Source organism: Tsukamurella pulmonis, assembly GCF_900103175.1.
Classification (GTDB): domain Bacteria; phylum Actinomycetota; class Actinomycetes; order Mycobacteriales; family Mycobacteriaceae; genus Tsukamurella; species Tsukamurella pulmonis.
The window spans coordinates 43,566-58,133 of sequence record NZ_FNLF01000002.1 but is presented as its reverse complement, the minus strand read 5'-3'; the positions used below and the strand labels follow the sequence as shown (position 1 = coordinate 58,133).

Sequence of the window (14,568 nt, the reverse complement as noted above, 5' to 3'; positions counted from 1 at the left end):
GGATCCCGACCAACCCCGCGTCGATCGACCCGGGCGGCACGGACCTTCCCTCGCTCGATCCGACGGAGCTGCCGACGGTGCCCCAGGAGGAGATGGGCGTCCCGCTCTCGCAGATGACGAAGGTACGCACCCAGGAGGCCGTGCGCCCCGATGGCTCGCGGGTCTGGATCGAAGCGAGCACCGTCATCGCCGGCCTGGAGACCGACCTCGAGGATGCCGACGTCGACGATGCGGACGACGAGGACCAGGCGGACACCGACCACACGGTCGACGACGGCGCCGATGACGCGGCCAGCGCGGTGGAGCAGCATCCGTACGTCCCGCCGCGCAGCTACGCGCACCCCGGTGAGGTCACGGTTCCGTCGGGCGAGAAGAGCCGCGTGCGAGCCAACATCGCCGCCCTCGAACTCGTCGCGCAGCTCGAAGAGCAGCAGCGGTACGCGACGCCGGACGAACAGGACGTGCTCGCCCGCTGGTCCGGCTGGGGCGGCGCCCCGACGGTATTCGACGAGAGCCGGCCCGAGTGGAAGGACGACCGCGACGCGCTGTACGCGGTCCTGACCGACGACGAGATCCGCGCCGCGAAGCGTTCCACGCTCAACGCCCACTACACCGATCCCGCGATCACCACGGTGATGTGGGACATGCTCGAACGGGCAGGCTTCGAGGGCGGCCGGGTCCTCGAGCCCGGATCCGGCGCCGGCACCTTCATCGGTACCGCACCGTCGTCCGCAACGATGGTCGGCGTCGAGCTGGACCCGGTCTCCTCCAAGATCGCCCACTACCTCTATCCGGGCGCCCAGGTCCGCAACGAGCCCTTCGAGCGCACCCGCGTCGGCGACGGCAGCTTCATCGCCACCATCGGCAACGTCCCGTTCGGCAGCTTCTCGCTCGTCGACCCTGTCCACAACCAACGCGGCCACTCGATTCACAACCACTTCATCCTCAAGTCTATGCACCTGACCAAGCCCGGCGGGTACCTCGCGCTGATCACCAGCACGCACACACTCGACACGCTCGGCGCGACCGCCCGCCGCGAGATGCACGAATCGGCCGAACTTGTCGGCGCCTTCCGGCTTCCCGCGAACACCTTCCGCCGGGTCGCGGCCACCTCGGTCGTGACCGACCTGCTGGTGTTCCGGCGCCGCGCGGAGGACGAGCGCGTCCCGCATCCCGACACCGTCGACTGGCTCAGCTCGGACCAGACCGAGCTGGAGATGCCCAACGGCGCGATGGCCACGGTGCCGGTGAACCGCTACTTCGCCCAGCACCCGGACCACGTCATCGGCCGCATGCACGCGGCCACCGGCCAGTACGGACCGGAGATGCGCGTCGACGCCGAGGACCTCGAGCAGGTGCCGGCGCGGCTGCGTCAGGCTATGGCGCCGATCATCGACGACGCCGTCGACCGCGGCGCCGGCCTCCGCGCGGGCCAGGTGCCGCAGGAGACCGCGACCACCCCGGGCCTGGCGACCGCGGCCGAGCTGTACGAGAACGAACCGCCGATCGGTCAGGTGGAGTACGACGAGGCCACGGGCGACTTCTACCGCCGCGGCTTCAGCGGCGATCCGGAGCTGGTGAAGGTCCCCGACTCGAGGAAGGTCGAGACCCGGCACCTGCTGCGCCTGCGGACCCTCGCGGAGTCGACGATCACCAGCCAGCGCGCCGGCAACGTCAGCGTCGACGACCGCAACGCCCTACGCCGGGAACTCAACCGTGTCTACGACGCCTACGTCGCCAGCAACGGTCCGATCAACCGCGTCAAGGTCTCGGGCGGGAAGGAACGGACCGAGGAGCAGGCCGCGGCGAAGATGCTCGCCCTCGAGGGCAAGTGGCGGCACGCCAACCGCGATCGAGAGACCGACGAGCCGTACGCCGGCCCGATCCCGGACGACACGCTCGCCGAGCACGAGGAGCAGGCGTGGCTCGCCAGCCCGATCGTGCGGCGTCAGATCCACCTCGAGGCGCTCCGCGGCGACCCGGGCGTCGCGTTGCTCCTGGCCCTCGAACGCTGGGACGAGGAGACCGGCAAGGCGGAGAAGGCCGACATCTTCTCCCGCGATGTGGTCGCGCCGCCGCGGCGCGTGGCCACCGCGCAGACCCCGCAGGAGGCGATCGCCGTCAGCGTCGGTGAGTCCGCCTACGTCGACCTCGGGCGCGTGGCAGAGCTGCTCGGCGTCACGCCCGACGAGGCCCGCGAGCAGATCCGTGGGCTGGCCTACCCAGACCCGGACGACATGCGGCATCGCCTGCAGCCGGCCGAGGCCGTGGTCTCAGGGCAGGTGATCAAGAAGGCGGACCGCGTCGCTCGGCTCATTGAGGACGACCCGGGCAACAGCGACTGGCCCGCGCTGCACTCCGCGCTGCGCGCGGCCATCCCGACTCCGAAGGGGCCGTCCCAGATCGGTGACATCTCGCTCGGCGAGACCTGGGTCCACCCCAACGACTACGCGGCCTTCGCTGAGGAGACGTTCGGCATCGACTCCGTCATCGTCGAGCACTCGTCGGTGTCCTGGACGGTGAGCACCCGCGGCGGCGGCCGCTACAGTGCCATCGTCAAGACCGAGTACGGCGTGGAGCTCAACGGCAAGAGCATGGACGCCGTCGAGCTGTTCGAGACCCTGCTCAATCAGCGACCGATCGTGATCCGAAACAGTCTCCTCGAGCGCGAGCGCGGCGCCCCGGAGGTCAACGGTCCGGCCACGACGCTGGCCCAGGTCCAGGCCCGCAAGATCACCGCGGAGTTCCAGGGGTGGCTGTGGAACGACGATAGCCGCCGGGACCGCCTCCTTGGCGAGTGGAACCGCCGGTTCAACGGCTTCGTCGCACCGAAGTACGACGGCCGCTACCTCCAGCTTCCCGACGTCTCGGCGGCGTTCACCGCGCACAGCTACCAGAGAAATGCAGTTGCCAGGATCGCGGCCGAGCCGACCGTGCTGCTCGATCACGTGGTCGGCGCCGGCAAGACCGGCTCGATGTTCATGGGCGCGATGGAACTCAAACGCCGCGGCCTGGTCAACCAGCCCTGGATCGTCGTCCCCACGCACCTCATCGAGCAATTCGGACGCGAGGTCAAGCAGTGGCTGCCCGCGGCCAACGTTCTCGTCGGCCGCAAGGGGATGGACGTCGATGCCCGGCGCCTGCTGGTCGCGCAGAGCGCCACGAGCAACTGGGACATGGTGATCGTGCCGTCGAGCGTCTTCGAGTTGATCAGCGTCGCGCCTGAGCGGCAGCAGAAGTACATCGAAGACCAGATCGCATCCTTGGAGGAGGAGCAGCGGCGCATGAAGGCCGCGAAGGGCAGCGACCTGAACCCGGCAACGACCAAGGCGCTCGAACGGATGAAGGTCCGCCTCGAGTCCCGCCTGGAGAAGCTCGCCAACGCCGCCAAGAAGGACGGCGAGGGTCGCGTCACCTTCGAGCAGACCGGCTGCGACTACTTGTTCGTCGACGAGGCGCACGACTTCAAGAACAAGTCGCGGATCTCCTCTGTCGAATCGCTCTCGCACCCCGGCTCGCAGAAGGCCGAGGATCTCGCGTTGAAGTTGTCGGTCCTGCGCGAGGGCGCCCGCAACCGCGCGGCCGCTGAAGGCCGGTTCGTCGTCCGCGGCGCCGAGCGCGTCGCGTGCTTTAGCACCGGCACCCCGATCGCCAACAGCCTTGCCGAGGCGTGGGTGATGCAGAGCTACCTACGCCCCGACCTCCTCGCGGACGCGGGCGTCGACAGCATCAACGACTGGGGAGCGTCGTTCACTACCACGCGATCGGAGACGGTCACCAATACGACCGGCACCAAGTTGAAAGTCGTCACGAGAGTCGCGGCGTTCAAGAACCCCCGCGAGATGTTCGCCATCACCTCCCAATTCACCGACGTGGTGATCCGCGCGCAGGTCGACGAGGAGACCGGTGGCAAGCTCCCGAAGGCCGGCGGCCGCGAAATCATCACCACACCGTCGAGTCAGGAGTTCCGCGACTTCAGCGCGGACCTCGAGTACCGACTCGACAACGCGGACCCGGCACGCCCGGATCTCGACAACACGCTCAAGGTGCTCGGCGATGGCCGCAAAGCCGCGCTCGATCCCCGGCTCGCTCGGATGGATCCGCCGGCACCCGGCTTCTCCCGCGCGTACGCCGTCGCGGAACGGGTCGCCAGCATCCACCACGAGTACGCCGAGCGGACCTACCTCGGACCCAACGGTGAGGTCTCTCCGATCCCGGGCGCGCTGCAGCTGGTGTTCTGCGATCTCGGGACGCCGAAGCCGAACGGCGGGTGGTCGCTCTACGACGCCATGCGCGACGAGATGGTCGCCCGCGGTATCCCCGCCGAGGCGATCGCCTACATCCACCAGGCCAAGACCGCTGCGCAGCGCAGTCGTCTGCAGGCCGCGTGCGTGTCAGGCCGGATCTCGGTCCTCATCGGATCGACCGCGAAGATGGGCACCGGCATGAACGTGCAGGCGCGGCTCGTCGCACTCCACCACGTCGACGTCCCGTGGCGGCCGGCCGATCTGGAGCAGCGCGAGGGCCGCATCATTCGGCAGGGCAACCAGCACAGCCAGGTGCACATCTGCTCGTACGTCTCCGAGGCGTCCACCGACACCGTCATGTGGGCCAAGGTCGAGAGCAAGGCGATGTTCATCGAGCAGGCCAAGAACGGGCAGCTCGACGACAACGTCACCTCGATCGAGGACGTCGAGGAACAGAGCTTGGTCGAGGCGGCAGCGGCTACCAAGGCTGCGGCGACCGGCGACCCTCGGTTCATGGAACTGGTCGAGAGCGAGGAGAAGCTCAAGGAGCTGCGCGCGTTGGAGGGCGCGCACCGCGAGGCCCGGTTCGCCGCATCGCACCGCGTCCGCCATGCCGACCACGAGATTCCCCTCCTCGAGGACCGCATCGAGGTCTACCGCCGCGTCGTCGACGAGAACCTCACCGGGTGGGACGCGAAGGGTAAGCCATTCACCGTCGCCGGCCGCGCCTTCGTCGAGCGCACCGACCGCAGCGCCGCGCTGCTGGACCGGGCACGCTCGGTGTACGTCGCGCTCAAGGGCCAGGGTGCGATGCGCAGCGAGGTCATCGCGACGATGCCCGGCGACATCGACGTCCGCATGAACCGCCCGCTGGAGAGCGAGATGATCAGGGTCTGGCTCGACATGCCCGGCGAGCCCGCGCTGTCGATCACCAAGAAGAATCTCTTCGGTGAACAGACACTGCTCGACGACGGTGGCGAGAGCAGCAGCGCCATGCGATCGGGCTTCGCCACGCGGATCGAGAACCTGTACGCGAGCCTGCCGGACCGCATCCCGACGACGCAGACGATGATCGACGACTACCGCGACGACATCGTCGTGAACTCGCCGAAGATCGACGCACCGTTCGAGGAGGCGGACGAGCTCCGCGACCTCGAGGTGACCGTGCACCGTCTGCGCACTGAGATCGCCGCCGAGCAGAACACCCCGGAAGCGATCGCCCGCCGCACCGCCGCGGACGCTCGCATGAAGGCCGCCGGCCGACGCCACGGATGGAGTCTGCAGCTCAACCCGACCAAGAAGATGGTCGAGGAGTCGGACTACGCCAACGCCGAGGACTACGCCGCGGCCGCCCGCAGGATGCATCAGTACGAAGCCGCTCGGTACGCCCGGGACCACGGCGGCGTCACGCGCCCTGCGGCACCCACGCCGCCGCCGCCGACGACCGGTGACCGCTACGCACCACCGCGCAGTCACGACAGCGCAAGCCGCGACGACGACGGGCTCACCCGCTAGCCGCACGCACCCTCCACACACAACGGTGCCCTTCCCTCAGCTGAGGGAAGGGCACCGTTGTTGGTGGAGCGATCCGAGAGACCGTAGGCCCTACGACGCGCGCTGCTCCTCGTGCGCCGGAGCGTCCTGCGAAGGAGCGGGCGCGGCGGTGGCCGGCGCTGCCGCGATCGCCTTCGGCTGCGCCGTCCCCCGCTTGCTGCGGGACTTGCTGCTCGGCTTGCTCGACGTCCTACTCGGCGATCCGATGGGTTCGATGTTGGCCCGCTTGAGCAACGCGTCGGTGATCCCGAACGGCTCGCCGTCCTTGCGCGCCGTCTGGTGCGCGGTCACCGCGTCCTCGAGCGCGCGCTGCGCCGCGTGGACTTCGCTGTAGGTCGTCACGATGTTCTGCAGCGCGGTGTCGCGCGCCGCCGCCTCCTCGCGCAATGCCTCCAGCGTGGCGGCCGGATCGAAGGTGTCAGTCATTTGCCGTTTCCTCTCATGGTGGTGTGGCGGTCAGCGGTGGAGCTGCCCGCCTCGATCGAGCCGGAAGCGAGGGGCACGGAGATGCCCGCCCCGACCCTTGTTGAACCGGCGGCGCGCTGTTCGCGCGAGCCGGACGTGCGGGCGATGAAGATGACCGCGGCCGCGGCGCCGAGCACGACGACCAACGACAGCAGCAGATCCGAGCGCAGATCGGTGCTGCTGTCGGCGAGCGGCAGCGCCCAGGCCACGGCACCGACGCTCACCCCGGCGATCCACATGCAGCAGACCGCGCACCGTCGCAGAGCATCACCGGGCCACTGTCCGTCGATCGCCGCGGCCCTCCGAACGCGCTGCAGCGTCGGATCGACGTGCCCGCCGAGCGTGTCCGCGCGCGTGCGTAGTGCGACCGTCTCGGGCAGTCCGTAGCGCTGCAGCTTGACCAACAGAGCATCCAGCCGGCGTTCCCGCAGAGCGATCAACAAGACCGCTCCGACCGGGAGCGTGACCGCGCACAGGACCGCGATCATGGTCGCCGTCATCCACACCAACGTCGCTGCGGCGAGCCAGGGCGAGGGCGTGGGCGCAGCGTCGCCGTCGATCGCGATCCTGCCGGCGTCGACGGTGCACGCGGCCCAGGCGCACGCGGCCTGCGCGCCGACCCGGACCGACGACAGCAGCATCGCCGTCATCACCGCGGCCACTCCAATCGCCTCCAGAATCATCCGCAGGTCGCCCGCGGCCAACGGCGACCCAGGCCGACGATCACGCAGCAGGGCGTACATGAAGGCGGCAACGCCCGCGACGACCGCGATCGCGGCGAACCACGACAGGGCGGTAGCGATCGACGGCGCGTGCACGAGCACAACGCGCGTCAGACGCGCGAGATGTTCGGTCCAATTGATCCCGTAGGAGGGCGGGGCCGCGAGCGTCAGCGTGTTCATCGTCCGCCTCCGCACGAGGTCGGCGACCACAGCCCGCGGCCGGCCGACCGCGCATCACGCTCCGCAGTGCGCAGCGCGTCCACGTGCGCGCCCGGCAGGGACCGGTCGTAGGTGTACTCCCGCGCGTAGCCGTCCCGGACGAGTTCGAGATTGATCAGCCGGTGGTCTTCGGTCCAGACGTACCCGAGAGTGCGCCCGTACTTGTCCCGCGCTTCCGGTCCCGGCTCGATGGACACCCGGCTACCGGACAACATGCGCGTGGTCTGCGCGGAGGCCTCGCGGCCGAAGCACTCCACCGTCTTGCGCTTGTCCTTGGTCTCGGGCGTGTCGATTCCGAGGAGACGCACCGTCTCGTCGCGGCCGTCGCGGTTGATCCGGATCGTGTCGCCGTCGACGACAGCGGTGACCGAGTACGGACCCTGCAGCTGTGTCGCGGGCTGCGGTGCGTTCGGCGCGGCCGAGGCGAGATGCTGCCACCCGGTCCACCCACCGCCCGCCGCGAGCGCACCGACGACGACGGCCGCGCCGGCCAGGCCGATCTTGCGGGCGATCATGCTGCGCTCGCATCGGAACCGGCGACGGTGCCGCGGGCGGACACGGTGGTCATGGTCACCGACCGCACCATGGAGGTCCATGCTGCCTCGTCCTCGTCGGTGAGCGGACCGGGGATATGGCCGGCGACGAACAACGGCGCGGCCACGGCGGTCAGCACGACGGTCCAGGCGAGCACGGGGCTCGCAGACGCCAGCGAGACGGCCGCACCGATGATGACCCACGCCGCGACAGCGAACAGGTACAGCCGGCGCCGCGAGCGCTCCGCGCGCCAGAGCGGGGAGCCGTGCGTGTTGTCGGCGAGCACGCGCAGTAGAGCCGGAGCCTTCGCGAAGGTTCGCCACATCGTGGGCGTCGCGAGGTCGTAGCGCTCGCGCTCGATGAACCGTTGAGCTTCCCGATGCAGCGCGCCGGGGCGGTTGAGGTGGTACCTGAGTGCGCAGTGGAGCTGGTCCAGTTGCCACTCGGGGAGGTCGGCGATCCCGACCGGGACAGGGTGCGGTTTGCGCATGGCGCTCTCCTTTGGGCGCGCCCGCAGAAGCGTGACGCGATTTGCCGTTTCTTCTCTTGGTCGCGGGTCTAGCCACCCACTTCCAGGACCAGTGTCGCATATCCGCAGCAGGGTCTCACCCTTTCAGATCCGCCGAAGGCGCAAGGCACCCCCGTGGCAGCGGAAAACGCGCACTCCAGCCCGGAAGGGCGGGAGCAAGATATGATTTAGGGGACCTAAATCGACGCTGAGTGCCTAGCTGGGGGCTAGGCTGTTACTCAGCTGGGGTGCCTGCGCTAGGGGCGCAGGCACGCCTTCGGCGCGATAGAACGGGGAATGAGGCAGTGACCGACGAGACCGCGGGAGCCGGCGGGAAGGGCGCTCAGACGGCGCGCGCGGCGGGAGCGAGTCTGCGGCGCCGGCGCCAGCACAACGTCGACGGCGGTCGGACGAAGAAGACCAAGGTGATGCTCTCGACAGAGGAGCACGCGCTGCTGACGATGCGCGCCGAGCAGGAGCACATGACGATTCCGCGGTTGCTGGTCGCGTGTGCACTCGACCCGGAGATGCGCGCCGCGTCCGCGCCGGCCGACGGTGCACCGGTCGCCGCGACTCGACGGCAGGAGGCGATCGAGGCGGTCCAGCGCGGGACCGAGCTGCGCAACCTGCTCGCCGCGATTGGGTCCAACCTGAACCAGATCGCGCGGCACGCGAACGCGACAGGTGAGCTGGGCGAGGACGCGGCCGCGGCGGTGGACGCGGCGATGCGCGCATGCGACCGGGTGACGGAGGCGGTGCGCGGGGTGTCGGTGCCGCGCGGGGGCGGGACGGCCGGCCGATGAGAGCGAAGATCACGCGCGGCTCCTACATGGCGGGGTTGATCTACTACTTGCAGGGCCCGGGCAAGTTCAACGAACACAGCAACCCACACGTCGTCGCGGGCTCAGGGTCACTGGAGCGTTTCGCGCTGCCGATGGAGGACGGGAAGCCGCGTGTGCTCACACGCGAGGACGCGACGGTGATCGCCGCGCAGCTCGATGAGCCGCACGATGCGCATGGGGTGAAGGTCGGGTGGACCGACCCGAAGAAGAAGCGCGCTGAGGAGCAAGCGAAGAACATGCTCCCTGGAACCACCGCTGCTGAGAAGAAGGCGTGGGTGCGCTCCCAGTCGTTCTTCCCCGATGCGTACGTGTGGCAGTGCAGCTTGTCGCTGCACCCCGACGAGGCGGCACTCGGGCCGGAGAAGTGGGGCGCGATCGCGCGCGAGTTCATGCGCGATATGGGCTTCGACACCGAGACCGACGCGCCGGTGAACTGGATCGCCATTCACCACGGCACGTCGAAGAACGGGAACGATCACATCCACATCGGCGCGGACCTCGTCCGCGCGGACGGATCGAGGGTCGACCTGTTCTGGGAACGCGACCCGAACAACCCGAAGAACAAGATCGGTGATGGACCGAGGTCCTCGCGGATCGTTCAGGAGATCGAGAAGCGGCACGGGTTGCGGATCGACCGCGACCCAGGCGCAGTGTCCCCGTCCTATCACCACGCGGAGGTCAAGGTGGCTGAGGAACTCTATGGGCGCAGCGAGCCCGTCAAGCTTGAACTGATGCGGCGCGTTCGGGCGTACAGCACCGCTGCACGCGACGAGGCGGACTTCGTCGACCGCCTCGCCGCGGACGACAGCATGCTCCTTCGTCCGTACATCAAGGAGGGGCGTGTGGCCGGGTACTCCGTTGCGCTCATGCCAGCCGGCGCGGGGAAGGTCGAGCGCCTGGCCGTCGCGGACATCGCGTGGTACTCAGGGACGAACCTCTCGCGGGATCTCGGTCTCGGCCAACTGCGCCGTGGATGGGGCGAGGACGTCGCGGGGGAGAGCCGCGCGCGGCGCCGCTGGAACGCGGTCACCGACAACCCGGACCGTGCGACCCGCGAGGCTCGGGCCGCGATCGAGGAGCGCGCTTCCGTGGGCACCGGCCAGGGAACAGCCGATGCGCAACCATCCGCGTCCGCCGCGCCGCCGCCGGCGCCGCGGGCGCGGCGAGCGCTGCCGTATCAGGTAGGTGCGGCCGAGGCCGCGCCGAAGCACGCCGCGGAGCCGGACCCGCTGCCCGAGCCCGATCCGACCGCGGCGCACTCTCAGCTCGACCGCGCGCGCAGCGAGCTGGCCGGCTTCACCGACTACATCCGCGCGCTGCCCGCCGACGACCCTGAACTCATCGGCCGCGCGTCGGCGATGACCGCGGGCGTGTTCGCCGCATGGAGCATCACCGTCGAACGCGAGCAGCCCGGGCCGCTCGCCCGCTCGTGCAACACCATCGCCCGATCGGCTGGACGCAAGTACGAGCACGCTCGGCCGTCACTTGGGCGCCGCTCGTCGCCCGCGACCGCGGCCGCCATGCTGATGATGGTCTCGAGCCACCAGGACTCCGCGCTCGCGTGGGCCGTGGTGATGCAGCAGCTCCTCGCGGCGGTGTCGGCGCTTGCCGACGCACACCAGGCGGCCGGCAACGCGGCCGCCGCGGCGCGACTGACCGAGCTGCAGCGCGAACGCGTCGAGGATCTGCGTGCCCGTACCGTCGGACTGCAGCTCGTGCCCGCGGCCGCGCCCCGGCGCTGGATCTCCGACGACGCGCTCGCTGCCGCCACCGTGCCGCCACAGCCGACACCGACGACCACGCCCGGACCCCAGAGGCCGCACGAGCACTCGCCGCGCCGCCCGATGCCGTATCAGCGTCCGTCGGACGATCGCCGCGGCGGTGGGCATGAGCGCTGACCCGCGCGCGATGCGGATCGCGCTGCCGCCTGAGTTCGGCGGCGGCGATCCGTCCGCGCTGCTGGCCGAGTGGGGGCTGCGGGCGGTCGCCGCGGCTTCAGCCGACGAGCCGGGGATGTGGACGGTCGCTGCGACGGCTGACGCCATGCTCACCGCGTCCCAGCTTCACGGGCCGCCGCTTCGGCGCAGCCGGATCGACACTTGTACCGTGCCCACTCCTCCCACGCCTGGTGGCGCACCACCGGAGCTGAGGGCGAAGATCGTGTCCATCGCTCGAACGCAAGCTGAAACGCAGCCTTCCCTGCCGGCGGCGCTGAGGAGTCTCGTCTACGACGTGATGTCCGTCCCTGACGCGGAACTGCCCGCCGCAATCCAGCGGATCAGCGATGTCATGGCTGCCATCGAGTTCACCGATGAGGCGCACCTTGGGGATCTGGTGCTCCCGGATCACGCGATCCACGACGTCCGTGTGAACCCCACCTTGTACCAGTGGTCGAAGCTGCCGCAGATCCTTCTCCGGTTCGGCCGGCAGAGTTTCGCTGAGGTGCTCGATTCGTACCATGCGGAGCCGGATCGTCTGACCTTCCAGTCCGGGGCCGCATTGCTCGACGCCGCGGTGATGGGCGCGCCGTTCTACGCACCGCTCCTGGGCAACGCGTCGCCGAGCATGTGGGGATTCGGAGTGCCGCGGATCAACCAGACCACCATCGTCACGTTCGGGCGTCTTTCGGCCGGGCTGGGTGCGGGGCCCAGCCGCGATCTACTGGATCTACTCTCACACCTCGAGACCCGTACCGAACCGTCGACGATGCCGGGGCCGCAGGTCATGCGCGAGCGCTACGACGGTATCCATCGCGCGGCGTATGCCGCCGCGATCGACTGGTGGACCCAGCAGATGAACGAGACGATCCACGTCATCTACGCGCCGACGACCTACGTCGACGCCGACGGTGTCTACCTTCCCGCCGAGCACCATCGGTGGATGCTGAACTTCGAGCAGCTGCTCTCGCGAGTCGCCGCGGTGGCACGGCAGGGGCGCGATCCGAGCGCGCAGCTCCTGCTGATGTTCAGCGCGATGGATCTGCTGGGTGACGCGTTCATCGGAGGCGGCGTCGATGGGTTGTTCGCGCCGAACGCCCTCGAACGCGCGATTGCGACTGTCGTCGATCACGTTCCGGAGCGTGCCCGGCCCGTGCTGATGCTGCCGACCGAGCGAGCACTGACCGCATCGCGCGCGATCGCGGACGAGTTCTTTCTGCCGCCGCGCGATCCGACGATCGCGCCGGCGAGGCGGATCACCAAACTCATGACCGCCCGCCGCAATGCCACCCATGGCTTCTGGACCGACGATGACGAGCTCGTCGAGCACTCCGGGCATCTCCCGGTCGATCTCGCTCTCGTCCCGTATACGTACTTGCTGAAGTTCGTCACGCAGACAGGCCGCGAGGGTCTGTTCAACAAGATCCGACGCGAGTGCCGCCGCCCGCGCCAGCCTGCCCGGGGGCGGCGCGGTTGATCGAGACCCGCACACGACGAGAGCGCCCCGACCGGTACGTCCGGTCGGGGCGCTGTCTGTCGCAGGAGGCTCAGCTCGGGCGGGCCTGCGCGAGCTGACGCTGCACAGTGGTGAGCGTCTGCTGCAGCTCGGTGGCGGGCTTGTCGACGACGGTGAAGGCGTCTCCGACGTCGGAGCGGGCCGCCGTGGTGACCTTCTGGTCGTGGTAGAGCTTGGCGAGCCGAAGGTACGTGTCGTTCTTCGCATCGTCCTTGCGCACCACGAACACGTTGACGTATGGAGCGGCGGTCGCGGTGCCCGGATCTTCCTTCGCGAGGACCTGCTCGGCGCCGAGCTTGGCAGCCGCAGCGGTCGCAGGGTCGACGATGGCGCCGCTGACATTGTCGATTCCGACCACCGTCTCATTCGGTCGCACGGCGCGCACGTTGACCTTCGACGCGGCCTTGTCGACGTCTGCGATGCTCACGATGGGGCTGGGGTCGGTGCGGAACTTGACGAGCCCGGCGGACGAGAGCAAGGCGAGGGAGCGTGCTTGGTTCGTCTGGTCGTTGGGGATCACGACGGTGCCGCCCTGCGGGATCTCCGCGAGAGTGCGGTGCTTCTTGGAGTAGAGCGCCGTCGGGTAGAGGCCGGTGGATCCGATCGGCGTCAGCTCGGTCTTGTTCTGCTTGTTGTAGGCCGCGAGGAAGAGCAGGTGCTGGTACTCGTTGATCTGCACGTCACCGTCGTTGAGGGCGGCGTTCGGGGCCTGGTAGTCGTCGAAGTTCCGGATTTCGACGTTGATGCCCTGCTCCTTGGCGAGGTCCTTGTAGACCGTCCAGAACGGGCGGGCACCGTCGGTCACGCCGATCTTGATCGGCGCGGCGGTGGTGTCGGTGCCACAGGCCGCGACGCCGGAGGCGAGAGCGACTGGCACCGCCAGGGCGAGCGCGAGGCGCGTGATCTTCATGGGGTGTGCCTTTCCGTTGGTGGAGGCGGCGGGGTGCGACGTGATCGCCGCGCCCCGCCGCGGTGCAGGGCTTGATCGAAGGGGCTACCGTTCCACGCCGGCCGGGGCCCGCTCCTGGGTATCCACGGCGGCCGTCGGCGCCGCCGTGGCCACGGACGGAGCTACAGCACCGCGCGTGGGCGTCGTGGCGGTGGTGGTGGCCTCGAGCACGGCCCGCGGACCCGCGGGCCCCTGCGCGGCCTTGACCGCGGAGACTGCGTCGCGCACCTTTTCCGGCCGGAACCCGGACCAGTGCTGGTCGCCGGCCACGACGACCGGCGCCTGCAGGTAGCCCAGGCCCATGACGTAGTCGCGGGCCTCGTCGTCCTGGCTGATGTCGACGACGTTGTACGGCACGCCCGCCTTGTCGAGCGCCTTGTACGTTGCGTTGCACTGGACGCACGCTGGCTTGCTGTAGACGGTGATGTCGACCCGCGATGGCGCGGGCGCTCCGCTCGCGTGTGCTTCTGCTGTGGTCATGGCCTTCCTCCTAGTACGTGAGGGTGTTGGGGTCCTGCGCGCGGATGAGCGCGGCACGGCCCAGGGACTCCGTCAACGCCGCGATGGTGATCACCACGGCTGCGTGCGCGACACCGTTGAGGAAGCCGGCCATGGGGGAGATGTCGGTGGCCCATGGCAGGCCGAGCGCGATGAGGGTGATGAGCGCGGCGAGCACGCCGTAGAGCAGATGCGGCCGATCGGTCAGCCAGACGAGGAGCAGGAACGTCGCACCGCTGGCCACCGCCAGAAAGACGGCGCCCCAGAGATTGGTGCTCGTCGACTGCGCCGACGAGGACCACGGGATGCCGTGGTTGACAGCCAGCCAGTTGTTGGCCCAGGTCAGCGTGAACGCCAGCAGGGCGGCGATGCCGGTCGTGACGATCATCCCGACGGTGTAGCGACTGACGTTGAAGGGGAACACGCTCTCGTCGGCGCGGGCCACGGCCGCCGGGTGTTGCCCGGCGGGGTTCTCCAGCTCGCGCGTGAGGTCCGAGAGCGCGCCCGCAGGCGTGTGATCGGAGTAGTTGGGGTAGCTCATGATGTTTGCCGTTTCTTCTCGGGTACTGCTGCAGGT

10 protein-coding genes and 1 pseudogene are annotated in these 14,568 nt (G+C 69.3%); 4 read left to right on the top strand and 7 right to left on the bottom strand.

The annotated features are described in order from the left end of the window. Positions 1-77: 77 nt before the first annotated feature. Positions 78-5,762 (top strand): helicase-related protein, encoded by a 5,685-nt coding sequence (locus BLQ62_RS00545; protein WP_139184114.1) that lies wholly within the window; start codon positions 78-80, stop codon positions 5,760-5,762. 90 nt (positions 5,763-5,852) lie between these two features. On the opposite strand, the gene BLQ62_RS00540 is transcribed toward BLQ62_RS00545, so the two are convergent. From BLQ62_RS00540 to BLQ62_RS23630, 4 genes are read right to left on the bottom strand one after another with little or no spacing between them, the layout of a single operon-like run. Then, positions 5,853-6,227 (bottom strand): hypothetical protein, encoded by a 375-nt coding sequence (locus BLQ62_RS00540; RefSeq protein WP_068563676.1) that lies wholly within the window; start codon positions 6,225-6,227, stop codon positions 5,853-5,855. Beyond that, on the bottom strand, positions 6,224-7,168 hold the full coding sequence (locus BLQ62_RS00535; protein ID WP_139184113.1) for a hypothetical protein: 945 nt from the start codon (positions 7,166-7,168) through the stop codon (positions 6,224-6,226). Before BLQ62_RS00535 ends, BLQ62_RS00540 begins: the two co-directional genes overlap by 4 nt. After that, a complete protein-coding gene (locus BLQ62_RS23635) occupies positions 7,165-7,722 on the bottom strand; it encodes a thermonuclease family protein (protein WP_068563672.1) in 558 nt (185 codons plus the stop codon). Before BLQ62_RS23635 ends, BLQ62_RS00535 begins: the two co-directional genes overlap by 4 nt. Beyond that, a complete protein-coding gene (locus tag BLQ62_RS23630) occupies positions 7,719-8,231 on the bottom strand; it encodes a hypothetical protein (protein ID WP_068563671.1) in 513 nt (170 codons plus the stop codon). Before BLQ62_RS23630 ends, BLQ62_RS23635 begins: the two co-directional genes overlap by 4 nt. Before the next feature lie 323 nt (positions 8,232-8,554). Between BLQ62_RS23630 and mobC the strand changes: the two genes are divergently transcribed. The 3 genes from mobC to BLQ62_RS00515 are packed head-to-tail and all read left to right on the top strand — an operon-like array spanning position 8,555 to position 12,505. After that, entirely contained in the window at positions 8,555-9,052 is a 498-nt protein-coding gene (gene mobC, locus BLQ62_RS00525) for a plasmid mobilization relaxosome protein MobC (protein ID WP_068563669.1), read from the top strand. Further along, on the top strand, positions 9,049-10,989 hold the full coding sequence (locus BLQ62_RS00520; protein WP_139184112.1) for a relaxase/mobilization nuclease domain-containing protein: 1,941 nt from the start codon (positions 9,049-9,051) through the stop codon (positions 10,987-10,989). The genes mobC and BLQ62_RS00520 overlap by 4 nt, the downstream gene beginning before the upstream one ends. Then, a complete protein-coding gene (locus tag BLQ62_RS00515; RefSeq protein ID WP_139184111.1) occupies positions 10,979-12,505 on the top strand; it encodes a hypothetical protein in 1,527 nt (508 codons plus the stop codon). The genes BLQ62_RS00520 and BLQ62_RS00515 overlap by 11 nt, the downstream gene beginning before the upstream one ends. Before the next feature lie 70 nt (positions 12,506-12,575). On the opposite strand, the gene BLQ62_RS00510 is transcribed toward BLQ62_RS00515, so the two are convergent. The 3 genes and pseudogenes from BLQ62_RS00510 to BLQ62_RS00500 all read right to left on the bottom strand — a co-directional run bounded on the left by BLQ62_RS00510 (position 12,576) and on the right by BLQ62_RS00500 (position 14,532). After that, on the bottom strand, positions 12,576-13,454 hold the full coding sequence (locus BLQ62_RS00510) for a MetQ/NlpA family ABC transporter substrate-binding protein (protein WP_068563663.1): 879 nt from the start codon (positions 13,452-13,454) through the stop codon (positions 12,576-12,578). Positions 13,455-13,700: 246 nt separating this feature from the next. Continuing rightward, a pseudogene (gene nrdH / locus BLQ62_RS24050) lies at positions 13,701-13,973 on the bottom strand (glutaredoxin-like protein NrdH); the annotation flags it as partial. A 10-nt stretch (positions 13,974-13,983) separates the two neighbouring features. Then, the gene (locus BLQ62_RS00500; protein ID WP_068563661.1) at positions 13,984-14,532 is read right to left on the bottom strand and encodes a hypothetical protein; all 549 of its coding nucleotides are present in this window, start codon (positions 14,530-14,532) and stop codon (positions 13,984-13,986) included. Positions 14,533-14,568 lie beyond the last annotated feature (36 nt).

Bases quoted from the DNA above. Each gene is read 5' to 3' on its own strand.
- BLQ62_RS00540 (WP_068563676.1), bottom strand. From the start codon at position 6,227: ATGACTGACACCTTCGATCCGGCCGCCACGCTGGAGGCATTGCGCGAG.
- BLQ62_RS00535 (WP_139184113.1), bottom strand. From the start codon at position 7,168: ATGAACACGCTGACGCTCGCGGCCCCGCCCTCCTACGGGATCAATTGG.
- BLQ62_RS23635 (WP_068563672.1), bottom strand. From the start codon at position 7,722: ATGATCGCCCGCAAGATCGGCCTGGCCGGCGCGGCCGTCGTCGTCGGT.
- BLQ62_RS23630 (WP_068563671.1), bottom strand. From the start codon at position 8,231: ATGCGCAAACCGCACCCTGTCCCGGTCGGGATCGCCGACCTCCCCGAG.
- BLQ62_RS00520 (WP_139184112.1), top strand. From the start codon at position 9,049: ATGAGAGCGAAGATCACGCGCGGCTCCTACATGGCGGGGTTGATCTAC.
- BLQ62_RS00515 (WP_139184111.1), top strand. From the start codon at position 10,979: ATGAGCGCTGACCCGCGCGCGATGCGGATCGCGCTGCCGCCTGAGTTC.
- BLQ62_RS00510 (WP_068563663.1), bottom strand. From the start codon at position 13,454: ATGAAGATCACGCGCCTCGCGCTCGCCCTGGCGGTGCCAGTCGCTCTC.
- BLQ62_RS00500 (WP_068563661.1), bottom strand. From the start codon at position 14,532: ATGAGCTACCCCAACTACTCCGATCACACGCCTGCGGGCGCGCTCTCG.